24 protein-coding genes are annotated in these 25,570 nt (G+C 72.5%); 6 read left to right on the top strand and 18 right to left on the bottom strand.

Going from position 1 to position 25,570, the window contains the following annotated elements:
• Positions 1-55: 55 nt before the first annotated feature.
• A complete protein-coding gene (locus ACFOWE_RS28050; protein WP_377293026.1) occupies positions 56-1,051 on the top strand; it encodes a PaaX family transcriptional regulator C-terminal domain-containing protein in 996 nt (331 codons plus the stop codon).
• Here the strand turns inward: ACFOWE_RS28050 and ACFOWE_RS28045 are convergent.
• From ACFOWE_RS28045 to ACFOWE_RS28020, 6 genes are all read right to left on the bottom strand, one after another.
• Positions 967-1,848: a diacylglycerol kinase gene (locus tag ACFOWE_RS28045; RefSeq protein WP_377293024.1), complete on the bottom strand. Its 882-nt coding sequence runs from the start codon at positions 1,846-1,848 to the stop codon at positions 967-969. The genes ACFOWE_RS28050 and ACFOWE_RS28045 overlap by 85 nt on opposite strands.
• A 17-nt stretch (positions 1,849-1,865) precedes the next feature.
• A complete protein-coding gene (gene tatC / locus ACFOWE_RS28040; RefSeq protein WP_377293022.1) occupies positions 1,866-2,777 on the bottom strand; it encodes a twin-arginine translocase subunit TatC in 912 nt (303 codons plus the stop codon).
• Positions 2,778-2,867: 90 nt separating this feature from the next.
• Entirely contained in the window at positions 2,868-3,185 is a 318-nt protein-coding gene (gene tatA / locus ACFOWE_RS28035; protein WP_377293020.1) for a Sec-independent protein translocase subunit TatA, read from the bottom strand.
• A 65-nt stretch (positions 3,186-3,250) separates the two neighbouring features.
• Positions 3,251-3,439, bottom strand: coding sequence for a hypothetical protein (locus ACFOWE_RS28030; protein ID WP_377293018.1), 189 nt, complete (start codon positions 3,437-3,439; stop codon positions 3,251-3,253).
• A gap of 172 nt (positions 3,440-3,611) precedes the next feature.
• Entirely contained in the window at positions 3,612-4,574 is a 963-nt protein-coding gene (locus tag ACFOWE_RS28025) for a helix-turn-helix transcriptional regulator (protein WP_377293016.1), read from the bottom strand.
• Positions 4,575-4,704: 130 nt separating this feature from the next.
• Positions 4,705-5,664 carry a helix-turn-helix transcriptional regulator gene (locus ACFOWE_RS28020; RefSeq protein WP_377293014.1) on the bottom strand — a complete coding sequence of 320 codons (960 nt, stop codon included), beginning with the start codon at positions 5,662-5,664 and terminating at the stop codon, positions 4,705-4,707.
• Between the two features lie 40 nt (positions 5,665-5,704).
• Here ACFOWE_RS28020 and ACFOWE_RS28015 point away from each other — a divergent pair, with 40 nt between their 5' ends.
• Entirely contained in the window at positions 5,705-6,826 is a 1,122-nt protein-coding gene (locus tag ACFOWE_RS28015) for a DUF3866 family protein (RefSeq protein ID WP_377293012.1), read from the top strand.
• On the opposite strand, the gene ACFOWE_RS28010 is transcribed toward ACFOWE_RS28015, so the two are convergent.
• The 8 genes from ACFOWE_RS28010 to prcB form a co-directional block, all read right to left on the bottom strand.
• A complete protein-coding gene (locus ACFOWE_RS28010; protein ID WP_377293010.1) occupies positions 6,718-7,251 on the bottom strand; it encodes a DUF3291 domain-containing protein in 534 nt (177 codons plus the stop codon). The genes ACFOWE_RS28015 and ACFOWE_RS28010 overlap by 109 nt on opposite strands.
• A 32-nt stretch (positions 7,252-7,283) precedes the next feature.
• Positions 7,284-8,024: a helix-turn-helix transcriptional regulator gene (locus tag ACFOWE_RS28005; protein ID WP_377293008.1), complete on the bottom strand. Its 741-nt coding sequence runs from the start codon at positions 8,022-8,024 to the stop codon at positions 7,284-7,286.
• A gap of 200 nt (positions 8,025-8,224) precedes the next feature.
• On the bottom strand, positions 8,225-9,127 hold the full coding sequence (locus ACFOWE_RS28000; RefSeq protein ID WP_377293006.1) for an FKBP-type peptidyl-prolyl cis-trans isomerase: 903 nt from the start codon (positions 9,125-9,127) through the stop codon (positions 8,225-8,227).
• A gap of 180 nt (positions 9,128-9,307) precedes the next feature.
• A complete protein-coding gene (locus ACFOWE_RS27995; RefSeq protein ID WP_377293004.1) occupies positions 9,308-10,273 on the bottom strand; it encodes an FKBP-type peptidyl-prolyl cis-trans isomerase in 966 nt (321 codons plus the stop codon).
• 99 nt (positions 10,274-10,372) lie between these two features.
• A complete protein-coding gene (gene pafA, locus ACFOWE_RS27990) occupies positions 10,373-11,731 on the bottom strand; it encodes a Pup--protein ligase (RefSeq protein ID WP_377293002.1) in 1,359 nt (452 codons plus the stop codon).
• A gap of 249 nt (positions 11,732-11,980) precedes the next feature.
• Complete coding sequence (locus tag ACFOWE_RS27985) at positions 11,981-12,517, bottom strand: hypothetical protein (RefSeq protein ID WP_377293000.1); 537 nt, start codon at positions 12,515-12,517, stop codon at positions 11,981-11,983.
• Positions 12,518-12,627: 110 nt separating this feature from the next.
• Positions 12,628-13,464 carry a proteasome subunit alpha gene (prcA, locus tag ACFOWE_RS27980; RefSeq protein WP_377292998.1) on the bottom strand — a complete coding sequence of 279 codons (837 nt, stop codon included), beginning with the start codon at positions 13,462-13,464 and terminating at the stop codon, positions 12,628-12,630.
• A gap of 41 nt (positions 13,465-13,505) precedes the next feature.
• On the bottom strand, positions 13,506-14,354 hold the full coding sequence (gene prcB, locus ACFOWE_RS27975) for a proteasome subunit beta (RefSeq protein WP_377292996.1): 849 nt from the start codon (positions 14,352-14,354) through the stop codon (positions 13,506-13,508).
• Positions 14,355-14,634: 280 nt separating this feature from the next.
• On the opposite strand from prcB, the gene ACFOWE_RS27970 reads away from it, so the two are divergent.
• Positions 14,635-17,580 (top strand): glycoside hydrolase family 38 N-terminal domain-containing protein, encoded by a 2,946-nt coding sequence (locus ACFOWE_RS27970; RefSeq protein WP_377292991.1) that lies wholly within the window; start codon positions 14,635-14,637, stop codon positions 17,578-17,580.
• A gap of 108 nt (positions 17,581-17,688) precedes the next feature.
• Here ACFOWE_RS27970 and ACFOWE_RS27965 read toward each other — a convergent pair whose 3' ends face one another.
• A complete protein-coding gene (locus ACFOWE_RS27965; RefSeq protein WP_377292989.1) occupies positions 17,689-17,898 on the bottom strand; it encodes a ubiquitin-like protein Pup in 210 nt (69 codons plus the stop codon).
• A gap of 215 nt (positions 17,899-18,113) precedes the next feature.
• Between ACFOWE_RS27965 and ACFOWE_RS27960 the strand changes: the two genes are divergently transcribed.
• From ACFOWE_RS27960 to ACFOWE_RS27950, 3 genes are all read left to right on the top strand, one after another.
• Positions 18,114-18,518, top strand: a complete 405-nt coding sequence (locus tag ACFOWE_RS27960; protein WP_377292987.1) for a hypothetical protein — start codon at positions 18,114-18,116, stop codon at positions 18,516-18,518.
• Positions 18,519-18,671: 153 nt separating this feature from the next.
• Entirely contained in the window at positions 18,672-19,466 is a 795-nt protein-coding gene (locus ACFOWE_RS27955) for a serine/threonine-protein kinase (RefSeq protein WP_377292985.1), read from the top strand.
• A gap of 192 nt (positions 19,467-19,658) precedes the next feature.
• On the top strand, positions 19,659-20,558 hold the full coding sequence (locus tag ACFOWE_RS27950; RefSeq protein ID WP_377292983.1) for a serine/threonine-protein kinase: 900 nt from the start codon (positions 19,659-19,661) through the stop codon (positions 20,556-20,558).
• Between the two features lie 134 nt (positions 20,559-20,692).
• Here ACFOWE_RS27950 and dop read toward each other — a convergent pair whose 3' ends face one another.
• The 3 genes from dop to arc all read right to left on the bottom strand — a co-directional run bounded on the left by dop (position 20,693) and on the right by arc (position 25,495).
• A complete protein-coding gene (gene dop, locus ACFOWE_RS27945; protein WP_377292981.1) occupies positions 20,693-22,210 on the bottom strand; it encodes a depupylase/deamidase Dop in 1,518 nt (505 codons plus the stop codon).
• An 85-nt stretch (positions 22,211-22,295) separates the two neighbouring features.
• Positions 22,296-23,432, bottom strand: a complete 1,137-nt coding sequence (locus ACFOWE_RS27940; RefSeq protein ID WP_377292979.1) for an acyltransferase family protein — start codon at positions 23,430-23,432, stop codon at positions 22,296-22,298.
• Between the two features lie 299 nt (positions 23,433-23,731).
• Positions 23,732-25,495: a proteasome ATPase gene (gene arc / locus ACFOWE_RS27935; RefSeq protein WP_377292977.1), complete on the bottom strand. Its 1,764-nt coding sequence runs from the start codon at positions 25,493-25,495 to the stop codon at positions 23,732-23,734.
• Positions 25,496-25,570 lie beyond the last annotated feature (75 nt).

Genomic DNA, 25,570 nt, shown 5'->3' with positions numbered 1-25,570 from the left:
AGAAACTATCATTACAAGAACGATCGTAATCTATTGGATAGATATGGAGGCGGGGATGGCCGGCGGGCACGAGGAGGGGCGCGAGGGCGACCGCGGCGACGGCCGCGTGGAGGTACCGACCCGGACCCTGGTGGAGGGGATGGTCCGCGAGGACGGGACCGTCGACGCCGCCGAGCTCTACGCCGTCGCCGAGACCCTCGGCATGACCGACCAGCAGGTGCGCCTGTGCGTCAAGCGGCTCGCCGCCGAGGGACAGCTCATACAGGAGGGCCGGGGCCGCAGGGCGCTGCTGCGGGTGACCGGCGACGCCCACCGGTCGATCGCCCCCAACGCCGCGTTCATGCGGCACATGTACCGCCAGGATCGCGGGCAGGCCCCCTGGGACGGGGTGTGGCACCTGGTGGCGTTCGCGGTGCCGGAATCGGCCAGGTCCGCTCGTGACGCGCTGCGCGAGGCCATCGTCGGCCTCGGCGGCGCACCCGTGCACGGCGGCCTGTACGTGTCGGCGAACGCCTGGGAGGAGCTCGTCGAAGCCGAGGCCGGCCGTGTCGGCGTCGCCGGCTCCGTCACCTTCCTCACCAGCTCCGACCTACGTGTCGGCGGTGAGCGCGATCCGCGCGCGCTGGCCTCCCGCCTCTGGCGCCTGGACCGGATCGCCCGGGCCCACGAGCGGCTCAGCGCCGTCGCCGAGCCCCGCCTGGCCCGGCTGCGCGACCCGGCGCCCCTGCCGCGCGAGGAGGTGCTGACCATCGCGATCGAGCTCGCCGCGGAGTTCGGCCGCGCCGTCGAGCCCGACCCGCTCCTCCCCCCCGAACTGCTCCCCCAGCCCTGGCCGGGCGTGCGGGCCCGGGATCTGGTCGCCCGGTGCTGGGCCGAGCTGCCGCGGCGGGCCGACTCCGCCCGGGCGCCCCGCCTGTTCCGCCTCTACGACGACGTCGTACGCGAGATCGTGCGGGCCGGAGATTCCTACCGGGGCGCCAGCACCCGCAGCGCGCCGGGTACGGCCTCGCAGACCAGCGGGGTGGGGCCGATCCGCTCGCCGTCGGCGTAGGCGACCACCCCGGGGACCTCCAGCGCCACCCGGCGGGCCCGCCTGATCGTCACGGCGGGGTGGGTGACGTGGGTGCCCTTGTAGACGTGCGGGAAGGCCCGCAGGAAGCGGCCCTTGGGCACGGCGCCGAGGACCATCACGTCCAGCAGGCCGTCGTCGGGGCGCGCGTCCGGGCAGACGCGCATCCCGGCCCCGTAGGAGCGGGTGTTGGCGACCGCGACGAGCATCGCCTCCTCCTCGACGACCTCGCCGTCCAGGTCGAGGCGGACGGGCAGGGGTGTGAAGTGCCGCAGCTCCTCCACCAGCGCGACGAGGTACTTGGCCATGCCGGGCGGCCAGGCCAGCCGGTTGGCCCGCTCGTTGACCCGGGAGTCGAACCCGCAGCAGAGCACGCTGGCGAACCACGCGTCCTCGCCGATCCGGGCGGCGTCGATCGTGCGGGTACGGCCCGCCAGCACGACGTCGGCGGCGGCCAGCGGGTCTTTCTTCGGCAGGCCGAGGGCGTCGGCGATGTCGTTGCCGGTGCCGGCCGGGACGATGCCGAGCGGCACGTCGCTCCCGGCGACCGCCTGGACGGCGAGGTGGACCAGCCCGTCCCCGCCGAAGGCCACCAGCGCGTCCGGGCCCTCGGCGACGGCCGTGCAGGCGCGTTCCAGGGAGTCCTCGGCGGACTCGCCGACGATCACCGAGACCTCGGCGCCGCGGCTGCGGAGCCGCTCCAGGACGGGCGCGAGCAGGGCGCGGGAGCGGCCGCCCCGGGCCGCGGGATTGACGAGTACGGCGATCTCTCCGGGCACGGACCGGAACGTACCGCCTATTTGACGGGATCTGTACCCTTCGTATCCGGATCGAGAGAATCGACGTCCGGGAGCGGGGAGTCGTCGGCGGGCAGCGGGGACGCCTCGTCGTCGGACAGGCCGGAGAATTCGCCGGAGTCCGCGGCCCGCTTCTCCCGCAGGTACATGACCCCCTCGGCGAGGGCGAACAGGATCACCATCGGCAGGGCCAGCGCGATCATCGTGAACGGGTCGCCGCCCGGGGTGGCGATCGCCCCGAAGACGAACATCAGGAAGATGATCATGCGGCGGTGCTTGGCCACCGTGGCCCGCGGCAGCACCCCGATGAGGTTGAGGAAGACCATCAGCAGCGGCAGCTCGAAGGAGACGCCGAAGACGATGAGCAGCACCAGCACGTAGCCGAGGTACTCGTCGAGCGTGATGGTCGTGATGGAGTTCTCCGGCGCGAAGCCGAGCATGATGGCCAGGCCGGTGTCCATCACGAAGTAGGCCAGCGCGGCGCCGCCCAGGAAGAGCGGGATCGCCAGCCCCATGAACGTCAGCGAGTAGCGCTTCTCGTTGCGGTACAGGCCCGGCGTCACGAACGCCCAGACCTGGTAGAGCCAGATCGGGGAGGTGACGACCACGCCGAAGAGCGCGGCGACCTTGAGGTTGACGAAGAACGACTCGAAGACGCCGAGCACGAGGAACGTGCACTCGCCGCGGAGCTGCTGCGACTGCTGCAGGCTGCAGTAGGGACCCGAGACGAAGTCCCAGACCGGGTCGAAGAAGACGAACCCGAGGATGATGCCGCCGAGCACGCCCAGCAGCGCGACGACCAGCCGGTTGCGCAGCTCACGGAGGTGCTCCATGAGCGGCATGCGCCCCTCCGCGTCCTCGGACGACACGGACCCCTTACGGCCCGGCCTGGGCCACTTCAGCAGTGCCATATTCGTGAGAATCCCGGTCCGAGGAGTGAGGTGATCGAAAAGGGGCGGGCCGGCGGGCCAGGGGCGCCGCGGGGCCCGCTGCTGCCGCTGCTACTGCTGCTTGGGAGTGCCCGCCTGGGCGCGCAGCCGGGCGGCCTGCTCCTCCAGGACGCGGGCCTGCTCCTCGGCGGACGGCTCGGCGGCGGGGAGCTGCTGCGGGGCCGGGGTGACGGGGGCCTGCTGCGCCGGCACGACCGTGGCGGTCGCCGTGGCCGACTCGTCGTCGTCGCGGAGCTTGGAGGTCTCCGCCTTGAAGATGCGGAGCGACCGGCCGAGCCCGCGCGCGGCCTCGGGCAGCTTCTTGGCGCCGAACAGCAGCACCAGGATCAGCCCGATGATGATCAGCTCAGTGGTTCCCAGATTGGGCATGACACATCCTTATGCCGAGCGACGTGCAGTCTCTGTGCCGATCGTACGCTGCCCGGAGCGCAGTCTCATCCCTGCGGGCCCCGGTCCTTTTCCGCCCGCCCCCCGGAGGGGCCCCGGACGGCCTCCAGCCTGCGCCGCGTCCGCTCGACCTGTCTTCCCAGGTCACGGGTTGCCAGCAGCAACCGGGCGCCCATCAGGCCGAGGACCGCCACGCCCGCGAAAGCCAGGGCGACGGCGGCGAGGATCCAGCTCATGTCACCGGATCCTAACCCGCCGTCCGCCGGTGGTTCACAGGCCCGCCCCGGCCCTCGGGACGGGCGCCGCGTCCCCGGCCCCTGGCCTCCGAGGCCGGGGGCCGGAAGCCAGAGGGCGGCCGGTGCGCCGAGACCGGGAGGCGGGAGCCAGAGGGCGGCCGGTGCGCCGAGGTCAGGAGGCCACCGACTCGTAGCGGTCCAGCGCCTCCCGGGCGGCCTGGCGGACGCGCTCGGCCAGCGAGGCCGGGGAGACGATCCGCCCCGCTCCGCCCAGGCGCAGCGCCAGCCGGAGCAGCCAGCTCTCGTCGCGGGCGCGCAGGGCCACCCTCAGCCGCCCCTCGCCGAGCTCCTCGACCCGCTCGCACGGGTAGTACTCGGCCACCCAGCGGCCCGCGGGGGTCAGCTCCAGCTCCGCCAGCTCGTCGGTGGGCGAGGGGCGGAACACGCCGGGCGTCACCTCGTCGGGCACCGCGTCGGCCGGCGGGTCGGCGGGCACGTCCAGCACGTCCACGTCGAGCATGCGGTCCAGCCGGAACAGGCGCACCGCCTCGGCCCGGTAGCACCAGCCCGACAGGTAGCTGCGGCCGTCCACCACGACCAGCCGCATCGGGTCCACCTCGCGGGGGGTGATCTCGTCGCGGCCCGGCACGTAGTAGCGGAGCGAGAGCCGCCTGCGGCCGCGCAGCGCCTCGTTGACCGCGGGCAGCGCGTCGGGGGTGGCGTCCACCTCGACCGCGACCTGGCTGCTGACCGCCGCGGCCCCCTCCCCCGCGGCCCGCTCGAACTTGGCGATGACCCGGGTCAGCGCGTCGCGCCCGCCGAACTCCGGCATCTCGGCGAGCATGCGCAGCGCCACCAGGAGCGCACTGGCCTCGTCGACGCCCAGCCGGAGCGGGCGGGCGATCGTGTCGGCGTTGTCGATGACGATCTCGCCGCCGTCCCAGGAGACGTCGATCAGGTCGCCGGGGGTGTGCCCGGGCAGCCCGCACATCCACACCAGCTGCAGGTCGTCGATGAGCTGCTTCTCGCTCAGCCCGAAGACCTGCGCGACCTCGGACACCTCCGCCCCGGGATGGGACATCAGGTAGGGCACCAGGGCCAGCAGCCTCGGCAGCCGGTCGGCCGTACTGCTCATCGGTCGTTCACCGCTCCTCGTCCGTCCCGCGGGGCCGTCCCGCGGCCCGCTCCCGCGCCGCGCCCCGGGCCGCTCCGCCCGGCCTCGCGCCCTGCCCCGCCGCGGTCCTGCCGCGTCCCGCAGCCGCGCCTCACGTGAGCGCTCCCTTCAGCCGGCAGATGACGGCCTCCCGGGCGTCGGGCGGCCCGAGCACCTCGGCGTCGGCCGCGAACCCGGCGACCCAGCCGGCCAGCCACTCGGGGTCGGTGAAGCCGATCTCCAGCTCGTCCCAGCCGTCGCCGGCGGGCCGTACGGCCGTCGCCGCCTGGCGCAGGCCCTGGCAGGCGCCCTCGCGGACCCGGATCACGGCGGTGCGCTCGATCAGCGGCCCGTCCTCACGGGGGGCCACCATCGCCCGGATGTCGACGCCCTCGGGCACCGTCACGGTGCCGGGGCGGCCCGCCGCCACGACCGGGCCGGTGATCCGGCTGAGCCGGAACACCCGGGGCGCGTCGCGGTCGCGGTCATGGCCGACGACGTACCAGCGGCCGCGCCGGCTGACGACGCCCCACGGCTCGACCGTGCGGGTCAGCACGCTCTCGCCGGCCGCGACGCGGTAGGGGAAGCGGACCGGGCGCCGGTCGCGCACGGCCTCCCACAGGGCCGGGAAGGCCGGGTCCTGGGTGTCGACCCGCAGCTCCAGCGCGCCGCCGAGCAGCCCGCCGGTCTCGTCGGTCTCCACCCCTCCGGCGCGCAGCTTCAGCAGCGCCCCGCTGGCCGCCTCCGCCAGGCTGGCCCGCTGCCACACCCGCGCGGCCAGGCCCACCACGGCGGCCTCGTCGGGCTCCAGGGTGATCTCGGGCAGCTCGTAGGCCTGGCGGACGATCCGGTAGCCCGGGTCCTCCTCCCACGGGTCCTTCTGGACCTCGATGGGGATGCCGATCTCGCGCAGCTCGTTCTTGTCCCGCTCGAACATCCGCTGGAAGGCCTCGTCGTTGGCCGAGTCGTAGCCGGGCACGGCCTGGCGGATCTGCTCGGCGCTCAACGGCCGGCGGGTGGCGAGCAGGCAGATCACGAGGTTCAGCAGCCGCTCGGTCTTCCGGCGCGACATCCGGCCTCCCTCCCTCTCAAATGACGCTACCCTTCCCCGCGTGATCAGATGGCGCAGGGGCGAGGTCGTACGGATCCGGCGCGAGTGGCCGGGGGCGGTGGAGCTGGACGTCACCACCGAGGAGGGCCAGGCTCGCGCGCTCGCCTATCCCGCCCTCGTGGGACGCCCCGAGCCCGGCGACGCGGTCCTGCTCAACACGACCGCGCTCGCGATGGGTCTCGGTACGGGAGGTTACGCCATGGTGGTGGCGCTTCCCGACCGTTTGCCGGAAGATCCACACGGACCCGGACATCTGGTGAAGGCACGCTACACCCCCCTGCAGGCCACCGTGCTCGGCGCGGACGAGCAGGACTCGCCGCACCACGAGGTCCTGCGCGAGGCCGACTCCCTGGACGGCATGCCGGTGGTCGTCGCCGACCTGCACTCGGCGCTCCCCGCGATCCTGTGCGGCCTGCACGCCTCGCGCCCGCACGCCCGCGTCGCCTACGTGATGCTCGACGGCGGCGCGCTGCCCGCCTGGTTCTCCATGTCCTGCGCCGAGCTGCGCCGGATCGGCCGGCTGTGCGGGGTCGTGACCACGGGCCAGTCCTTCGGCGGCGACGTGGAGGCGGTGACGACGCACACCGGCCTGCTGGCCGCCCGGCACGTCCTGGCGGCCGACGTCGCGATCGTCACCCAGGGACCCGGCAACCTGGGCACCGGCACGCGCTGGGGGTTCTCCGGCGTCTCGGCCGGGGAGGCGGTCAACGCCGCCGCGGTCCTGTCGGGCCGTCCGGTCGCGGCGCTGCGGATCAGCGAGGGCGACCGGCGCGAGCGCCACCTGGGCCTGTCCCACCACTCCCTGACCGCCTACGGGCGGGTCGCGCTGGCCCCCGCCCGGATCGCGCTGCCCGAGCTGCCGGGGGCCTTCGGCGCCCGGGTGGCCGAGCAGGCGCGCCCCCTGGCCGAGCGGCACGAGCTGGTCCCCGTGCCCGTGGACGGGCTGCACGACGCGCTGCGGGAGTCGCCGGTGCGGCTGTCCACCATGGGTCGGGGACTCGAGGAGGACCTGGCCTACTTCCTGGCCTCGGCCGCCGCGGGCAGGCTCGCGGCCTCGCTGCTGGCGGACGGGGCCTCGGACGGGCCGTCCGCGGATGAGCCACCGTCGGACGGGGCGTCGTAGAAGTCGCGGAAGGTGAAGGCCCGCGGGGTGGGGCCCTCGCGGCGGAGCAGTTCCAGGCGCTCCATGCCCTCCGCGAGCGAGGGGGTGTACCCCTCGGGGATCCACCACATCACCGAGTACGGCTCGGCGATGTGGTGGAACCACTCCCTGCGCCGCTGCAGCGCGGGCAGGTGGGCGCTGCGGTAGACGAAGTTCCACAGGCTCTCGCGTGACTCCCAGACCGAGAAGTTGATCACCAGGTCGTCGCCGTAGTCGTGCTTGACGGTGGCCTCGGGGTCGTCCTCGCTCTCCTTGAGCCGCCAGACGAAGCCGGGCGCCGCGTCGGAGACGGCGTTGACGGGCTCGAGGAGCGCGACGAAGCCGGCGATCTCGGGTGAGTCCAGGGGCGCCCGGAGGCGGGCGACGTTCAGCTGTGCCAGATGCATGACCTCAGCAGACCATCTCCGCGTCTTCTATGTCAATTATTATTGTTTATAGAGAAGCTCACGCAGCACTCCCCCGGCCGGGGGTCCGACCGCACCCGCGCCGGATCTTCGCCGAGCCCCTCCAGCAGGCCCCGGCAGAGCGCCAGGTTCATCGAGCAGACCAGCACCGGGTGCTCCTCGGCCAGCACGTGGAACGGGCAGTTGCGCAGCCGCAGGCGGCCCTCCTCCTCGTAGGGCTCGTACCCGCGCCGCCGCAGCGTCCCGGCGAGGTCGTCCGGCCCGCCCTCTTCCGCGCCTTCTTCCGGCCCGTCGCCCCCTCCGGCCCCCTCCGGCGCATCCCCGCGGTCGCGGCGGCCCGGCCCGCGTCCCGCGTCCGGCCCGCCCGCCAGCCTGCGCCCGGCCCGCCGGGCGGCCTCCTCCGCCCGCTCGTCGCCGCCGAGCACGTCCACCACCTCGGCCAGCACCAGGGCGAGCGTCCGGTAGTCCCGGGGCGGGACGCTCACCTGCCACTCCCCCGGCGCCCGGCTGTAGACCTTCGCGGGCCGGCCGCTGCCCGGCCCGGTCCGGTCCCCCAGCCGTTTGAACCCGGTCTCCAGCAGGCCGGCCTCGACCAGCTTGTCGAGATGGAAGGCGGCGAGCGTGCGCTGCACCCCCACCGCCTCGGCGGCCTCGTTCCGCCCCACCTGGCGTCCCTGGGCGACCACGTACTCGTAGACCGCCCGCCGTACGGGATCGTTCAGGACCGCCACCGCGGGAAGGTCGTCACTGCTCACAGCCCGGAGTCTAGGCCCGCCCGCGGCGGTGCACGCCGCCCGCCGGCAGGCCGTACGGCGGACGGGCCGTGCAGCGGACGGGCCGTGCAGCGGACGGGCCGTGCAGCGGACGGGCCGTGCAGCGGACGGGCCGAACCGGGCTCCGGCGCGCGGACCCGGGAAGCCCGCGACCCGGCGGACCGGAGCGCGGCGGCCGGAACTCAGTAGGCGGCGAGGACGTCGACGACGAAGACGAGCGTGTCGCTCGGCTTCACCAGCGGCGGCAGGCCGCCGGGGTAGCCGAGCTCGGGCGGGACCACCATGGCCACCCTGCTGCCGACCCGGACCCCGGTCAGCGCCCGGTCCCAGGCCTTGATGACGGCGCCCTTGCCGACCTGGAACGCCTTGGGCCGGCCGGTCTGCCAGGTGGACTCCAGGGCGGCGCCCGACCCCCAGATCCTGCTCTCGTACTGGACGACGAGGAGCTGCCCCTGGCGGACCGCGGCGCCCCGGCCGTGGACGAGGACCTTCGTCCGCAGATCGGCGGGCGGGGCGCCGTCCGGCGCGGCGAGGGCCGGCCGCTCGCCGGGGCCGCCGGCGACCTCGACCCCGGCGACCGCCCCCGGCCCTCCGGTGCCCTGGGCCGCCGCGCCGGGCGGGAAGGCGCCGAGCACGTCGATCACGTAGAGCAGGGTCTCGTCGGCGGTCAGCCCGCCCGGCGGGTTCGGCCCGTACCCCTCCTGCGGGGGGAGGGCCGCGACGACGCGGCTGCCGACCCGGTGCCCCTGCAGCGCCCTGCTCACGCCGGTGACCGACTGGTTCAGCGGGAAGGCCGCGGGCGCCCCCCGCTCGAAGCTGGAGGCGACCAGGCGGTTGTCCCCGCCGTCCCACACGTGCGCGGTGTAGTGGGCGACGACCAGGTCGCTCGGGTCGACCACCTCGCCGGATCCGGCCATCCGCTCGCTGGAGCGCGGTTCCCCGGGCGGTTCGCCCTCGGGGAAGGAGATCTGCGGCCGGGCGCCGAAGTCACCGCCGACCGTGACGTCCGGGCCCGCGCCGCCGTCTGCGGTGCAGCCGCAGGCCAGCACGAGCGAGAACACGACGAGCAGGGCCCGAGTGCGCATCCGGCTCCCCTGGTGATCGATGGATGCGCCCACCATAACGCCCTATTGGGCGAAATGTCAGTAGCATGCGGCGGGCCCGGCCGCGCGCATGCGCGACCGGGCCCGTCACCGTTCGGGGCCGGGCGGGCCCGAACGGTGGAAGGACTTCCCGGGAGCGCTCCCGGGCGCTCTCCGGACGGCTCAGTAGGCGCCGACGATGTCCACCAGGAAGACCAGGGTGTCGGTGCCCTTGATGCCCGCCTGCGCGTTGCCCTCCTTGCCGTACCCGAGGTCCGGCGGGATGGTGACCAGCACGCGGCTGCCGACGGTCTGGCCGACCAGCGACTGGTCCCAGCCCTTGACGACCTGGCCGACGCCGATCTGGAAGGTGGCCGGCTCGCCCCGGTCCCAGCTGCTGTCGAACTTCTTGTCCGTGCCCCAGATCTTGCCGATGTAGTGGGCCATGAGGTTCTGGCCCGACTTCACCTCCGGGCCGGTGCCCTTGATGACGACCTTGGTGACCAGCTCCTTGGGAGCCTTCTCCTTGGTCTTCGTGGTCAGCGTGGGCGCCTTGCCCGGCTCCGGGTTCGTCACCTCGACGCCCTTGACGCCGTGCTCGGCGGCCGTGCCGCTCACGGTGACCGGCTTCGGCTTCAGGCCCACCATGTCCATCACGAGCACCTGGGTGGGGGTCTCCTGGCCCTGCTGCTTGGCCTGCTCCACCTGCTCCTTCGTCAGGCTGTCGGGCGCGACGACGGCCACGTGCCGGCCACCGGGCCTGGCCCCGACGAGCGCGTCCTTCAGCACCTTCGGCAGCTGCTCGCTGACCTGGATGGCCTCCGCCGAGCCCGTGTCGTAGGTCGACCCGACCGCGGGGTTGCTCTTGCCGTCCCAGGTGTAGACCGTGTAGTTGACCAGGACCTCGTCGCCGACCTTGAACTCCGTGCCGGCGCCCTCCTTGACCGTCTCCTCGGACGACTTCGCCGGGGGCGTGCCCTGCGGGAACGTCACCGTCGGCTTGGCGCCGACCTCACCGGCGACCTTCAAGCCGCTGCTCGCACTGCTCCCGGTCCCCCCGGTGGCGGAGGTACCGCCCTGGTCGGTGCCGCAGGCGGCGGCGAACAACAGGGGCACAGCGGCCAGTACGGCCAAGCGGCGGCGACGCATTCGATATCCCTCAGAGCAGACGTCAGTTCGCGCCACACTATCCGAACCCGGCGTACGGCCGGGATAAGCGATGAAACGTTCACCGCCGCCCGGCCGCCGTCACATGCCCGCGATCAGCTTGTCCACCCTCTCGTCCACACTGCGGAACGGGTCCTTGCACAGCACGGTGCGCTGCGCCTGGTCGTTGAGCTTCAGGTGCACCCAGTCGACGGTGAAGTCCCGCCGCTTCTCCTGCGCCCGGCGGATGAACTCGCCGCGCAGCTTCGCCCGGGTGGTCTGCGGCGGCACCGACTTCGCCTCGAAGATCTTCAGGTCGGAGGCGACCCGCTCCACCGCCCCGCGCTTCTGCAGCAGGTAGAACAGGCCGCGCCTGCGGTGCACGTCGTGGTAGGCCAGGTCGAGCTGGGCCACCCGGGGGCTGGAGAGCGGCAGGTCGTACTTGGTCCGGTAGCGCTCGATCAGCTGGTACTTCGTCACCCAGTCGATCTCCCTGGCGACCAGGTCCAGGTTGCCGGTGTCGACGGCGGTCAGCGTGCGCTCCCACAGCTCCAGCACCCGGTTGCTGATCTCGTCGCCGCCTCGCCGGTCCACGAAGTCGCGGGCCTTGGCGAGGTACTCCTGCTGGATCTCCAGCGAGGACGCCTCCCTGCCGTTGGCCAGCCGCACCCGCCGGCGCCCCGTCATGTCGTGGGAGACCTCCCGGATCGCCCGGATGGGGTTCTCCAGCGACAGGTCCCGCATCACGGTGCCCGCCTCGATCATGCGCAGCACCAGGTCGGTCGCGCCGACCTTGAGCAGCATGGTCGTCTCGCTCATGTTGGAGTCGCCGACGATGACGTGCAGGCGGCGGAAGCGCTCGGCGTCGGCGTGCGGCTCGTCCCGGGTGTTGATGATCGGCCGCGACCGGGTCGTCGCCGACGACACGCCCTCCCAGATGTGCTCGGCCCGCTGGGAGACGCAGTAGACCGCGCCGCGCGGCGTCTGCAGCACCTTGCCGGCGCCGCAGATGATCTGCCGGGTCACCAGGAAGGGGATCAGCACGTCCGCCAGGCGGCCGAACTCGCCGTGCCGGCCGACCAGGTAGTTCTCGTGGCAGCCGTAGGAGTTGCCGGCCGAGTCGGTGTTGTTCTTGAACAGGTAGATGTCCCCGGCGATGCCCTCCTCGCGCAGCCGCTTCTCGGCGTCCAGGAGCAGGCCCTCGAGGATGCGCTCGCCCGCCTTGTCGTGCGTCACCAGCTCGATGACGTTGTCGCACTCGGGGGTGGCGTACTCCGGGTGGCTGCCGACGTCGAGGTAGAGGCGCGCGCCGTTGCGGAGGAAGACGTTGCTCGAGCGGCCCCACGAGACGACCCTGCGGAACAGGTAACGGGCGACCTCGTCCGGCGACAGCCGCCGCTGCCCCCGGAACGTGCAGGTGACACCGTATTCGTTCTCGAGCCCGAAGATGCGGCGGTCCATCGTTCTCCTAGCGAGGGGACTGTCGGATTCACCCGGCAGAGGGGTCACTTCCCTGTCGTGGTCCTTGTGGTCGAAACGGTCAGGGTTCGGCCCTCGCCCACCTCGGCCGAGGAGGGCGGGAAGCCGCTCCGGCGAGGAGCGGAGGCGTCACCGCCTCACACTATTCGCCGGGCACCTCGAGCGGGAAGGCTCCGTCGGGGGTTTCCGGTCGGGGGGCTTATGCCCCCCGGCCCGGCGGCGTAAGCGGATTCAGGGCGTGTAGATTTCCTGGAACTTGACGATCTTGCCCTTGTGGACGGTGATCAGGGCGGGCGTCCGGTGCTTCTTGGCGTTGCGCAGCAGCGCCGCCCGGGAGCAGCGCTCGACGCCCAGGCCGGTCCTCGGGCTGACCGTCGGCTCCGCCCCGGCCCTGCCGCAGCCGTGGGCGCTGAGGTAGACGACGTTCGCCGCGACCGGCGAGGCGTAGGCGGTGACGTCGCCCTCCGGGGGCCCGACGAAGTGGCCCCCGGTGTGCTCGGCCCTCTTCCACCTGATCGGCTCGTACTCCGCCGTGCTCCCGCTCACGTGGGTGATCCAGCCGCGCAGGATGCCGTCCTTGCGGGAGCGGATGCGCTTGGTGAAGTCGTGGCCGGGGTCACGCTGGAAGGACGTGCCGAAGACCTTCGGGGCGGGGAAGTCGGGGATCGCCGCGGCCTGTGCGGAGGCCGGGGCCGGGGTCGCGATGGCCGCCGCGGCGGACAGGGTCACGGAGAACGCGGCGGCCGCCGCCATGAGGGAGCGCTTCATACCGGGTACGACGCCGCCCCATGAAGATCGGTTTGTCCAAGATCACGTGATCCCCGTCACACCGCCCCGCGGGGGTGCGGCGGCCGCCCGCCGCACCCCCGCGGGACCGCTCAGGCCCCGGAGCCGGTGTCGATGTCCCCCTCGGGACCGGTCGCCGGGCCGCCGGAGGACGCGCCGGGGGCCTCCGGAGGCGTCCCGGCCGCGTTCCCGGGCTCCGTGCCGGGTGGCGCGGCGGGTGGCGCGGCAGGCGGTGCGGCCTGCGCCGCGCCCTCGGCCAGCAGGCGCTCCAGCCGGGGGCCGGCGAGCCGCTGGAACTTGCGGTGCGGACGGTTGCGATCGAGCACCGCGACCTCCAGCTGCGCCACCGGCGGGCGCTCGCCGCCCGGTTCGGTCAGCGCCGCCAGCGCCGCCTCCAGCGCCGCCTGAAGCGTCATGCCCTCCCGGTAGCGCTCCTTGAGCCGGCCCGCGACGGCCTCCGCCTGGCCGCCCATCACGGTCATGCCGTGCTCGTCGAAGACCGAGCCGTCGAACGTCAGCCGGTAGATCGCGTCGGTCTCCGGGGTCTCACCGACCTCCGCGACGACCACCTCCACCTCGAACGACTTGATCGACTCGGTGAAGATCTGCCCGAGGTTCTGCGCGTACAGGTTGGCCAGGCCCCGCGCGGTCACGTCCGAGCGGTCGTAGGTGTAGCCGTTGATGTCGGCGTAGCGGATGCCGCCCAGCCGCAGCGCCTCGAACTCGTTGTAGCGGCCGACCGCGGCGAAGCCGATCCGGTCGTAGATCTCACTGATCTTGTGCAGCGCCCGGGAGGGGTTGGGCGCGACGAACAGGATGCCGTGCTCGTACTGGAGCACGACCACGCTGCGGCCCCGCGCGATGCCCTTGCGCGCGTAGTCCGCCTTGTCCCGCATGATCTGCTCAGGGGACGCATATCCAAAAGGCATGGACACCGTGGTGGTCTTCCTCTCGTGTCAGCGGGGCCGGGTCAGCGCAGCGGGGCGACGGGGCCGTCGGGGTTGGTCATGCGGGCGTCCACGACCGCCTGGACGTACCCGGCGACCTCGTCGTCGCTCAGGCGGCGGAAGCCGTCGGCGGTGACCGTGGCGACCACCGGCCAGATCCGGCGGGTCACGTCGGGCCCGCCGGTCGCCGAGTCGTCGTCGGCCGCGTCGTAGAGCGCCTGGATGAGCGTCAGCACGGTGTCCTCGGGAGAGGCTCCCTCCCGGTAGAGCTTCTTCAGGGCCCCCCGGGCGAAGATCGAGCCGGAGCCGATCGCGTGGTGGTGGAACTGCTCGTACGGGCCGCCGCCCACGTCGTAGCTGAAGATCCGGCCACCGTCGCGCTCGGGGTCGTAGGCCGCGAACAGCGGCACCACCACCAGGCCCTGCATCGCCATCGCGAGGTTGCCGCGGATCATCGTGGCCAGCCGGTTGGCCTTGCCCGCCACCGAGAGCGTGCGGCCCTCCATCTTCTCGTAGTGCTCCAGCTCCACCCGGTACAGGCGGGCCATCTCGATGCCGGTGCTCGCCGCCCCGGCGATGCCCATGCACGAGTGGTCGTCGGTGCGGAAGACCTTCTCGATCTCCCGTTGGGCGATGATGTTGCCGGAGGTCGCCCGGCGGTCACCGGCCATGACCACGCCCCCCGCGCACGTCGCCGCCACGATCGTGGTCGCGTGCGGGATCTGGTCGCCGACCGGCGCCGCCAGACGGTCGTCACGGCCGGGCAGCAGCTCCGGCGCGTAGGACCCGACGAACTCGGTGAACGAAGAGCTTCCGGTGTTCGTGAAAAGGTGGTTCACCATGCCGGCGGGCAGGTCCCTGTGCGATGCCACGCGACTCCCTCCAAAACTTCCGTACACGTCCGCGTCCACTGCTCCGTCGAGGCGCCGCACAGTGATCGTTGCGACGCTGCGCGCCGCAGCGACACGGGCTCACCTAGGCTGACCCTACTCACCCCGCCCCTCCGCACGCACTCCTCTCGATCAGCTCAACGCGAACCACTTGCCGCCTGCCTCCCCGAAACACCGTCCGTCACACCCGCCACGCGCCCTCACGCCTATATCGTGACCGCGCCGGAGAGCACCGCACCAGACTCCACCGGGGGGAGAGCGCATGGCGTCCGAGACCGCCAACGGGACCGCCGGGACCGCCGGGACCGCCGGGACCGCCGAGATCATCGTGGTCCCGCACACCCACTGGGACCGCGAGTGGTACCTGCCCTTCCAGCGCTTCCGCGCCGGGCTGGTCCGCATGCTCGACGGGGTCCTCGACACCATGGCCGCCGACCCCGCCTACCGCTTCACCCTGGACGGCCAGCTCGCCGCCCTCGAGGACTATCTGGAGGTCCGGCCCGAGCGCCTCCCGCTGGTGCGGGCCCTCGTCGCCGAGGGCCGCCTCGCCGCGGGACCGTGGTTCGTCCTCGCCGACTCCTTCCTCTGCTCCGGCGAGACCCTCATCCGCAACCTCGAGTACGGCGTGCGCGGCGCCGACGCGCTCGGCGGCGCCATGCGCGTCGGCTATCTGCCCGACCAGTTCGGCCACTGCGCCCAGCTGCCGCAGATCCTCCGCCTGGCCGGGTTCGAGCACGCCTGCCTCTGGCGCGGCGTGCCCGCCGCCGTCGACCGCGACGCCTTCGCCTGGACCGGCGCGGACGGCACCACCGTCCGGGCCCAGTACCTGCCCGGCGGCTACGGCAATGCCGTCGCCCTCTTCAGCGGTCCGGCCGAGGCCGCGTCCGACCGGCTGGCCGCCTTCGCCGAGACGATGCGCCCGTGGAGACCGTCGGGACCCCTGCTCGCCATGTACGGCGCCGACCACAGCACCCCCGACCCGGGCGTCACCTCCTCCGGGCTGCGCCTGGCCACCCTCGGCGAGTACCTCACCGCGCACGGCTCCTCCACCGCGGGCCTGCCCACCGTGACCGGCGAGCTGCGCTCGGCCGCCCGCGCCAACCTCCTGCCCGGCGTCGTCTCCGCCCGCGTCCCCGCCAAACGGGCCATGGCACGGGCCGAACGCGTCCTCATCCGGTACGCCGAGCCCCTGGCCGCGCTCTGGCTGCCCGGCGACGAGGCCGCCGCCCGCCTCCTGGACGCCGCCTGGCGCCGCCTCCTCACCTGCGCCGGCCACGACTCCATCACCGGCTGCGGAGCCGACGAGACCGCCCGGCAGGTCGCCGCCCGCATCGCCGAGGCCGAGCAGACCGGCCAGGCCGTCGTCGACCTGGTCAGCGCCTCACTCGCCGAGCGGGTCCCCCGCGACCGGCTCGTGGTCGTCAACCCCTCCCCCTTCACCCGGACCGCCCTGGTCCTCGCCGACCTGCCCGAGTCCCACGCCCGGCTGCTCACCCCGGACGGCGGCCCGGTCCCGCTCCAGCGGCTCGAGCTCGCGCCCACCCTGCTCGGCGAGACCGTCGTGGACGACCTCGCCCGGCTCCTCGGCCGCCTCCACGACCGCGAGCTGTCCGGCCAGCGGATCGTCTCCTGGGACGCGGACCCCGCCGAAGGGCTGTTCACCCTCGTGGTCGGCCGCCACGCCACCACCGGCTACGACTACGCCGCCCTGCGCCGGACCGTCCTCGGCTGCGCGGCCGCCCGTCCCGGGCCGTGGCGGGTACGGACCCTCGCCGAGCCCGTGGTCACCGTCGCCGCCCACGTCACCGTCCCGCCGCTCGGCCGCGCCGTCCTGTCCGCCGTCCCTCTCACCGCGCCCGCCGGATCCGCCTCGGCGCCCACCGGGGCCTCCGCCGCCGGCCCGGCCGCCCTCCCCACCGGCGCCGCCCCCGCGGCCGTCCCCCCGATCACCGCCCCGGTCACCGCCCCGGTCCGGGTCGGCCCCGCCGGGGACGGCCTCGACAACGGCCTGCTCCGCGTCACCGTCGCGCCCGACGGCACCCTCTCCCTGGCCGGCGGCGGCGCCGAGGCCCGCGGCGTCGGCCGCATCGTCGACGGCGGCGACGCCGGGGACACCTACGACCACGCGCCGCCCCGCCACGACCTCCTCGTCGACACCCCCGTCTCCGTCGAGGTCGAGACCGTCTGCGCCGGGCCGCTCGTGTCCGTGCTGGAGATCCGCCGCACCTACCGCTGGCCCGCCTCCTCCTCCGACGGGCACCGCGCCGAGCGGACCGAGGCCGTCACCGTCACCACCCGCGCCGAGCTCCGCGCCGGCGAGCCGTACCTGCGGCTGGAGGTCTCCTTCGACAACCGCGCCCTCGACCACCGCGTCCGCTGGCACGCCCCGCTCCCCCGGCCCGCCGCGGAGTCGTTCGCCGAGGGGCAGCTGGCCGTCGTACGGCGCGGCCTCACCGTCGAGGGCGGCTGCGGCGAGCACCCGCTGCCCACCTTCCCCGCCGAGGGCTTCGTCTCCGCGGGCGGCCTGGCCGTCCTGCTCGACCAGGTCACCGAGTACGAACTGACCGGCGGTGAGCTCGCCCTGACCCTGCTCCGCTCCGTCGGCCACCTGTCCCGGGACGGCAACGCCCACCGCCGCGAGCCCGCCGGCCCCCGGTTGCCCACCCCGGACGCCCAGTGCCTGGGACCGGTCGCGATGCGCTTCGCCGTCCTCGCGCACGCGGGCTCCTGGGACGAGGCAGGCCTGCCGCGCCTGGCCGAGGAGTACCGCCACGAGCTGCTGGCCGTACCGGGCTCGGGCGACGCCTCCGCCCGGGACCTCCCCGCCCCCGGCGTCTCAGAACCCGCACCGGTTCCCGGCGGACCCCGCGGAACCGGACCGCTCCCCGCCGCGGGGGACGGGCTCCCCGGGCCCGGATCGCTCTCCGTCCTGGGGGAGCGACTCGCCGGGCACGGACCGCTCTCCCCTCTCTCCGTCGAGGGCGCGGGCGTGCTGCTGACCGCGCTGCGCGAACGCGACGGCGCGCTGGAGGTCCGCCTGGTCGCCGAGCACCCCGTCGCCACCGAGGCCGTGCTCCGCGGCTCCTTCCGCGCCGCCCGCCGTGCCGACCTGCTCGGCACGGCGGGCGAGCCGCTGGAGGTCACCACCGGAACCGTACGGCTCCCGCTGCGTCCCTACGAGATCGCGACCCTCCACCTGACCGGCTGACCCGTCCCCGGCCCTGCCGGGGCGCTCGGCCGGGTCCCGCCTTCCGGCGGTGGTCTGGAACCGTCCGCCTCCGACAATCCCAACACTCTTCAACCTGTCCGGTTTACGTTACTCTCCACCCTTCTGGACGTAGGACCGGACAAACTCCTCCGCATTCTCTTCGAGGACTTCATCGATTTCGTCCAGGATCGAGTCGACATCGTCCGAGAGCTTCTCGTGACGCTCCTGAACGTCGGAGGCCGGAGCGGTCTCGACCTCCTCCACCTCACGGTCGGTCCGGCCGGTCTGCTTCTGGCCGCCGGTGTCCTTGCTGACCATCTGTGGCACCTCCGCATGGGGGACGTCTGTGGTTCATATCTTCCCCGAACCGGCCGACATTGCGCGCGGATCACCCCGCGATCTTCTGCCGGCCGCCCAGGTCGTACCCGCCAGACAACCTCCCCCACCCTCCGGAGGGCAAATCCCGCCACTTGACCAGATACCACTACTATCCAATAATTGGAGAGCTTAGCTATCCAACAAGGAGCAGACCCATGTCGCCGTCGTCCCTCAGCACCGCCGGGGTGCTGCTGATCACCGTGCCCGCCGTCGCCTTCGGCGGGGTCTCACTGCTCGCGCACATCATGCGCGACCTGCCCGGCTATCTGGACAACCCGGTCCGGCGCGGGCTGTGGCGGGCCGGCCACGCCCACGCGGGCGTCCTGGTGCTCTTCACGCTCGTCGCAGTGCTCTACCTCGACCACGCGGACCTGTCCGGGGACCTCAAGGCCCTGGCCCGGACGCTGATCGCGGCGGCGCCGATCCTGATGCCGCTCGGCTTCTTCCTGTCGGTGGCGCGCCCCTCGGACACCAGGCCGAACAAGCTGATCTGGCTGGTGCCGCTCGGCGGGGTCTCGCTGGGAGCGGGCACCCTTCTGCTCGGGATCGGCCTCCTGTGAGCCCATGTGAGTCCCCTGCGAGTCCCGCCCGAACCCGTGTTCCCGCAGTTCAGCAGGTGTTCACGCCATAGATTCATACTTTTTCGACGCGATCGCCCACCTTCGGACCGTTCCAAGTAGGCCTTCGGCCCGGATTCCTGGGATCATTGCCCCGTGAGCACCATCGTCGCCGACCGGTACCAGCTCGTCGCTCCCGTGGGACAGGGCGCGACAGGCGTCGTGTGGCGGGCCTACGACCTGCTACTCGAGAGAGACGTGGCGCTCAAGGAGATCGCCCTGCCCCCGGGCCCCGGAGCCGAGGAGCGGCGGCGACGGGTGGTGAAGGAGGCGCGGATGGCCGCCCGCCTGAGCCACCGGGGCATCGTGACGGTGCACAACCTGGCCGAGGAGGCCGAGCGGCTCTGGATCGTCATGGAGTACCTCGAGGCGCTGACCCTGCACCAGACCGTGGCGCAGGCCGGCCCCCTCCCCGCGGACCTGGTGGCGAAGATGGGGCGCCGGCTGCTGGAGGCGCTGCGGCACGCCCATGACGGCGGCGTGGTCCACCGGGACATCAAGCCCGCCAACATCATGCTGACCGGCGACCGGGTGGTGCTGGCCGACTTCGGCTTCGCCGGGTTCGAGAGCACGGCGACGACCTCGCTGCGCGGCACCCCCGCGTTCATCGCGCCGGAGACCCTGCAGGGCCGGGGCGGCACACGCGAGGCCGACATGTGGTCCTTCGGGGCGACGCTGTACATGGCCGTGGAGGGCAGGACCCCGTTCCGCACGGTGGACTCGATGGCCGAGCTGGCGGCGGTCCTGCAGGGGCCGCCGCGGGCGCCGAAGCGGGCGGGGGCTCTGGAGCCGGTCCTGCGCGGTCTGCTGCGCAAGGATCCGGCGGCCCGGCTGACCTCCGAGCAGACGTACGCGATGCTCGTGAACCTGCGCAGGCACAGCGCCGCGTGACAGCCGGAAACGGCGCAGGAGCGCATTTTCCCCGGCCATGACGGACGAAAAGAAAACGAAATAACATTCCGCGGCACCGGCGCGACTGAATCGTTATGCGCAATATAGACGGTCGCTGTGCCGTGAACCGTTCCAGCTGAAAACATGAATCCCGGAGGGGCCCGGTTTCTACGTACATGTGACGGATGGTTCATGGAAACGGGAACGGGAAGGCCGAGACTGCTCGGGGATCGTTACCGCCTGGTCTCGGTGAAGGAACGGGACGGCCGGGGTGTCATCTGGCGGGCGCATGATCTCAGGCTCCGGCGCGATGTCGCGATCAAGGAGATCCGGCCGCGGTTCCACGCGGACGGCGCCGGGCTGGACGACGCCCGGCGGCGGGCGATGCGTGAGGCGCGCTCCGCGGGGCGGTTGAGCCATCCGGCCGTGGTCGCGGTGCACGACCTGCTGGAGGAGGGCGGGCGGCTCTGGATCGTGATGGAGCTGGTGGAGGCTCTGACGCTGGAGGAGACGGTCGGCCATCTGGGCCACCTGCCGGTCCACTGGACGGCCTGGATCGGCTTCCGGCTGCTGGGAGGGCTGCGGCACGCGCACGGCGCGGGGGTCCTGCACCGCGACATCAACCCCGGCAACATCCTGCTGACGGGTGAGCGGGTGGTGCTGTCGGACTTCGGCATCGCGGCGCTGAACGGGGACCCCAGCACGTCCAGCACGGTGCCGGTGCACTGCGCTCCGGCCTACGTCGCGCCCGAGCGGCTCCGCGGCAGACCGGCGAACCCCGCGGCGGACCTGTGGTCGTTCGGGGCGAGCCTGTACTTCGCGGTGGAGGGACGCCCGCCGTACCCGGGCGCGCACGCCCTGGAGGTGCTGGGACAGGCGATGACGCGGGATCCGGACCCGCCGGTGAAGGCGGGCCCGCTCGGCAGGGTCCTGCGGGGGCTGCTGCGGCGGGCTCCGGAGGAGCGGATCACCGCCGACCACGCGGCGCGCCTGCTCTCGAAGATCCTGCGGATGGAGGGGGTCTCGGTGGATCCCCCCGGCTCCCGGCCGCGCGGATCCCTCCCGACGCGCTCGCCCTGTAGCGCCGTGTAGCGCCGTGTAGCGTCACCGCGCCGCCCCGCTGCGTCCTCCGCCACCGCGCAGGCCGACGGCTCCCCTCGTCCCGGGAGCCGCGACCGCGCCGGCCGTGCCGGGCTCCCGGGGAGCCGGGCCCGGCCGGCGGGCACTCACTTGTCGCCGGTGAGGGCGGTGACCAGCTCGGCGGCGGTGTGGCAGCGGTCGAACAGCTCGCCCACGTGCGCCTTGGTCCCGCGCAACGGCTCCAGCGTGGGGACGCGCTGCAGGGACTCCCTGCCGGGGATGTCGAAGATGACCGAGTCCCAGGAGGCGGCGGCGACCGCCTCGCTGTACTGGCTAAGGCAGCGGCCGCGGAAGTAGGCGCGGGTGTCGCTGGGCGGGACCTCGACGGCGCGCTGCACCTCCTCCTCGGTGACCAGGCGCTGCATCCGGCCGCGGGCGACCAGGCGGTTGTACAGGCCCCGGTCCGGGCGGATGTCGGAGTACTGCAGGTCGACCAGCTGGAGGCGCGGGTGCGACCAGGGCAGTCCGTCACGGCTCCGGTAGCCCTCGAGGATCTCCAGCTTGGCGACCCAGTCGAGCTCCCCGGCCAGTTGCATGGGGTCCTCGGCGAGCCTGGTCAGGACCGACTCCCAACGGTCCAGGACCTCCTTGGTGCTGTCGTCCATGCCGGTGCCGCTGCGCGTCTCGGCGTATTTGCGGGCCAGCTCGAGGTACTCCATCTGGAGCTGGACCGCGGTGAGCCTCCGCCCGTCGCGCATCTGGATCTCGTACTTCAGCGTGGGGTCGTGGGAGACCGCCCGCAGCGCCTGGACGGGGTTCTCCACGACGAGGTCGCGGGTGAAGTAACCGTCCTCGATCATCGCGAGGACCAGCGCGGTGGAACCCAGCTTCAGGTAGGTGGAGATCTCCGACATGTTGGCGTCGCCGATGATGACGTGCAGCCGGCGGTACTTCTCCGGGTCGGCGTGCGGCTCGTCGCGGGTGTTGATGATCGGCCGCTTGAGCGTGGTCTCCAGGCCGACCTCGACCTCGAAGAAGTCGGCACGCTGGCTGATCTGGAAGCCCTCGCCCCGGGAGTCCTGCCCGATGCCCACGCGCCCGGCGCCGGTGACGACCTGCCGGGAGACGAAGAAGGGGGTCAGGTGGCGGACGATGTCGGCGAACGGGGTGGCCCGCCGCATCAGGTAGTTCTCGTGGCAGCCGTAGGAGGCGCCCTTGTTGTCGGTGTTGTTCTTGTAGAGCTGGATCGGCGCGTTCCCCGGGATCGCCGACGCCCGGAGCGCGGCGTCGTGCATGACCCGCTCGCCGGCCTTGTCCCAGATCACCGCGGCCCGGGGGTTGGTGCACTCGGGCGTGGAGTACTCGGGATGGGCGTGGTCGACGTACAGCCGCGCGCCGTTGGTGAGGATCACGTTCGCCAGGCCGAGGTCCTCGTCGGTGAGCTGGCTCGCGTCGGCCACCTCCCGGGCGAGGTCGAAGCCTCGCGCGTCGCGCAGGGGGTTCTCCTCCTCGAAGTCCCACCGCGCCCGCCGTGCCCGGGCCGCCGAGGCGGCCAGATAGGCGTTGACGACCTGGGACGAGGTCACCATCGCGTTGGCCCCCGGCTGTCCGGGCACGGAGATGCCGTACTCGGTCTCGATGCCCATCACCCGCCGTACCGTCATGCGCACCCTCTGTTCGTCCGGGGCTGTTCGTCCGCCGTATATATCCCCGAGCCTAGACCCTTCACTATGCCCAGGGGCCAGACAGTTATGGCACCGAGGCCTTTTCGCCCCGGACGGCGGGCGTCACGGGCACGGGGACGGCGACGGGGCGGCGCCGGCGGGCCCTGACGAACTCCTGGACCGGCCGCTCGACGATCCGGTGGACCGCGTACGACAGGGCCGCGACGGCCAGGACCGTGACGGCGGCGGTCAGCCAGGGCGGCAGCGAGTCCCGGAGCGCGGGGACGATCAGGACGGCCCCGGCGGTGTGGAACAGGTAGAGCGGGTAGGTGAGGGCGCCCAGGACGACCAGGCCGCGCCAGCGCAGCCAGCCGAGCCAGCCGAGGGCGACCAGGGCCATCAGCACGTAGAAGGCCACCACGGTGGCGATCACGGCCCAGTCGGGCACCGGCATCGCCTGGTAGCCGACCAGGTCGATGCGGCCGTGCACCCGGTCCAGGGCGGCGCTGACGGCGAGCCCCGCGCTGAGGCCTGCCACGCACCACAGGACGAAGCGGGGCCCGTACCGGGTCATCAGGTAGAAGGACATGCCGCCGATGAAGTAGGCGGCGTACTTGGGCATCACGATCAGCTCCACCCAGTGGTCGTCGCTCCCGGCGAAGAAGGCCGCGGCGGCCAGCCAGACGCCCATGAAGGCCAGGCAGCGGCCGAGCGTCGCGCCGAAGATCACCAGCACCGAGATCAGCAGGTAGAAGCGGAGCTCGACCCAGAGCGACCAGTAGACGCCGGTGGCGTCGGTGACCTCGAACAGGCGCTGGAGCATGGTCAGGTTCGCCACGTACCCCGCCGCGTCCAGCTTGGGGTCCAGCGCCTCGGCCTCCGTCAGGCCGTACAGGGCGGCGGTGACGCCGACGCTGACCCAGTAGGCCGGGTAGAGCCGCACGACGCGGGACAGGGCGAACGCGCCCAGGCCGCGTCCCCAGACGCTCATCAGGATGACGAATCCGCTGATCATGAAGAACAGCTCGACGCCGAGGATGCCGAGCCCGGAGACGGTGGAGATCGCCGGGAAGAGCTCGGCGGGCGCCTCGCCCCAGACCGAGCGGAAGGCGATGAAGTAGTGGAAGGCGAGCACCGCCAGGGCGGCCACGAAACGCAGGAGGTCCAGTTCGGCGAGGCGGCCGCTTCCCCGTGCCGCTCCCCGGGACTCCGCGCCGGTCAAGGGGCGACCTGCCCGGAATGTTCATGCACGCCACTTTGACGGTGAATCGATCAGCTGGGTTCCCAGGGACGGCCGTTCACTTGTGTGACGATTGGGAAACGTGAGCCTCCGGACGGATCCGGGCGGATCCGAAGCTCCGGAGTCCAGGGTCCGGGCGGAGGCCGCCGACCGGGCCGGAAGGTCTCGCGGGCGGGAGCGCCGGCGACCGGCCCCGGATCCGGGCATGGAACGGCGCGGCCCCGTCCGGACACGGAACGGCGCGGCCCCCGGGGAGGGAGCCGCGCCGCAGGCGGAGTGCCTCAGAGGTACTGGCCGGTGTTGGCCACCGTGTCGATGGACCGGCCCGCCTCGGTGCCCTGCTTGCCGGAGACGAGGGTGCGGATGTAGACGATCCGCTCGCCCTTCTTTCCGGAGATGCGGGCCCAGTCGTCGGGGTTGGTGGTGTTGGGCAGGTCCTCGTTCTCGGAGAACTCGTCCACGCAGGCGGCCAGCAGATGGTTGATCCGCAGGCCCTTCTGCCCGGTCTCGAGGAACTGCTTGATCGCCATCTTCTTGGCGCGGTCGACGATGTTCTGGATCATCGCGCCGGAGTTGAAGTCCTTGAAGTACAGGACCTCCTTGTCACCGTTGGCGTAGGTGACCTCCAGGAAGCGGTTCTCCTCGCTCTCGGCGTACATCCGCTCGACCACGCGCTGGATCATGGCCGCGATGGTGCCCTCGCGGCTGCTGCCGTGCTCGGTGAGGTCGTCGGGGTGGAGCGGGAGCTCCGCCGTGAGGTACTTGGAGAAGATGTCCTTGGCCGCCTCGGCGTCCGGCCGCTCGATCTTGATCTTGACGTCCAGGCGGCCGGGCCGCAGGATCGCCGGGTCGATCATGTCCTCGCGGTTGGAGGCGCCGATCACGATGACGTTCTCCAGGCCCTCGACACCGTCGATCTCGGACAGGAGCTGGGGGACGATCGTGTTCTCGACGTCGGAGGAGACACCCGAGCCGCGGGTCCGGAAGATCGAGTCCATCTCGTCGAAGAACACGATCACCGGGGTGCCCTCGGAGGCCTTCTCCCTGGCCCGCTGGAAGACCAGGCGGATGTGCCGCTCGGTCTCGCCGACGTACTTGTTCAGCAGCTCCGGGCCCTTGATGTTGAGGAAGAAGCTCTTGCCGGACTGGCCGGTCTTCTCCGCGACCTGCTTGGCCAGGGAGTTCGCGACGGCCTTGGCGATGAGCGTCTTGCCGCAGCCGGGCGGGCCGTACAGCAGCACGCCCTTGGGCGGGCGGAGCTTGTGCTCCCGGAACAGGTCGGAGTGCAGGTAGGGAAGCTCGATCGCGTCCCTGATCTGCTCGATCTGCCGCATGAGCCCGCCGATCTCCTCGTAGGAGATGTCGGGCACCTCCTCCAGGACGAGCTCCTCGACCTCGGACTTGGGGATGCGCTCGTAGACGTAGCCCGAGCGCGGCTCCAGCAGCAGGGAGTCGCCGGCGCGGATCGGCTGGCCGAGCAGGGACTCGGCGAGCTTGACCACGCGCTCCTCGTCGGCGTGCGAGATGACCAGCGCCCGCTCGCCGTCCTCGAGGAGCTCCTTGAGCATCACGATCTCGCCGATCTCCTCGAAGCCGAGGGCCTCGACGACGTTGAGCGCCTCGTTGAGCATGACCTCCTGGCCGCGCTTGAGCTGCTCGGCGTCGACCGCGGGGCTGACGTTCACGCGGAGCTTGCGACCGCCGGTGAACACCTCGACCGTGCCGTCGTCCCTGGCCTCCAGGAAGACGCCGAACCCGGACGGCGGTTGCGCCAGCCGGTCGACCTCCTCCTTGAGCGCGACGATCTGGTCCCTGGCTTCCTTGATGGTCGCGACCAGACGCTCGTTCTGGCCGGTGACGGCCGCTAGTTTCGCCTGTGCCTCGTGGAGATGCTCCTCGAGGATCCTGGCCTGCCGGGGAGACTCCGCCAACTTCCGACGCAGCGCGGTGATCTCCTCCTGCAGGAAGGAGACCTGTGTTGTGAGATCAGCGACCTCCCGTTCGCGCTGCGCGGCTCGAGCCTCAGCGTCGTCGCGAGCTGCCACGCCGTCACCTCCTTCCCAGTCGAGACCGACTACTCAAGACCCTACCCATCTGGGGGCTGTCCGTTACCTGGCCGG

Origin of the sequence: Planomonospora corallina (assembly GCF_042650625.1) — a bacterium.
GTDB classification, from domain to species: domain Bacteria; phylum Actinomycetota; class Actinomycetes; order Streptosporangiales; family Streptosporangiaceae; genus Planomonospora_B; species Planomonospora_B corallina.
Note: the sequence above shows the minus strand (reverse complement) of the source record. Positions and strands in the feature narration are given on the sequence as shown.

Coding starts and splice junctions, on each gene's coding strand:
- ACFOWE_RS28050 (WP_377293026.1), top strand. CDS start 56: ATGGCCGGCGGGCACGAGGAGGGGCGCGAGGGCGACCGCGGCGACGGC.
- tatC (WP_377293022.1), bottom strand. CDS start 2,777: ATGGCACTGCTGAAGTGGCCCAGGCCGGGCCGTAAGGGGTCCGTGTCG.
- tatA (WP_377293020.1), bottom strand. CDS start 3,185: ATGCCCAATCTGGGAACCACTGAGCTGATCATCATCGGGCTGATCCTG.
- ACFOWE_RS28030 (WP_377293018.1), bottom strand. CDS start 3,439: ATGAGCTGGATCCTCGCCGCCGTCGCCCTGGCTTTCGCGGGCGTGGCG.
- ACFOWE_RS28025 (WP_377293016.1), bottom strand. CDS start 4,574: ATGAGCAGTACGGCCGACCGGCTGCCGAGGCTGCTGGCCCTGGTGCCC.
- ACFOWE_RS28020 (WP_377293014.1), bottom strand. CDS start 5,664: ATGTCGCGCCGGAAGACCGAGCGGCTGCTGAACCTCGTGATCTGCCTG.
- ACFOWE_RS28010 (WP_377293010.1), bottom strand. CDS start 7,251: ATGCATCTGGCACAGCTGAACGTCGCCCGCCTCCGGGCGCCCCTGGAC.
- ACFOWE_RS28000 (WP_377293006.1), bottom strand. CDS start 9,127: ATGCGCACTCGGGCCCTGCTCGTCGTGTTCTCGCTCGTGCTGGCCTGC.
- ACFOWE_RS27995 (WP_377293004.1), bottom strand. CDS start 10,273: ATGCGTCGCCGCCGCTTGGCCGTACTGGCCGCTGTGCCCCTGTTGTTC.
- pafA (WP_377293002.1), bottom strand. CDS start 11,731: ATGGACCGCCGCATCTTCGGGCTCGAGAACGAATACGGTGTCACCTGC.
- ACFOWE_RS27985 (WP_377293000.1), bottom strand. CDS start 12,517: ATGAAGCGCTCCCTCATGGCGGCGGCCGCCGCGTTCTCCGTGACCCTG.
- prcA (WP_377292998.1), bottom strand. CDS start 13,464: ATGCCTTTTGGATATGCGTCCCCTGAGCAGATCATGCGGGACAAGGCG.
- ACFOWE_RS27970 (WP_377292991.1), top strand. CDS start 14,635: ATGGCGTCCGAGACCGCCAACGGGACCGCCGGGACCGCCGGGACCGCC.
- ACFOWE_RS27965 (WP_377292989.1), bottom strand. CDS start 17,898: ATGGTCAGCAAGGACACCGGCGGCCAGAAGCAGACCGGCCGGACCGAC.
- ACFOWE_RS27960 (WP_377292987.1), top strand. CDS start 18,114: ATGTCGCCGTCGTCCCTCAGCACCGCCGGGGTGCTGCTGATCACCGTG.
- ACFOWE_RS27950 (WP_377292983.1), top strand. CDS start 19,659: ATGGAAACGGGAACGGGAAGGCCGAGACTGCTCGGGGATCGTTACCGC.
- dop (WP_377292981.1), bottom strand. CDS start 22,210: ATGACGGTACGGCGGGTGATGGGCATCGAGACCGAGTACGGCATCTCC.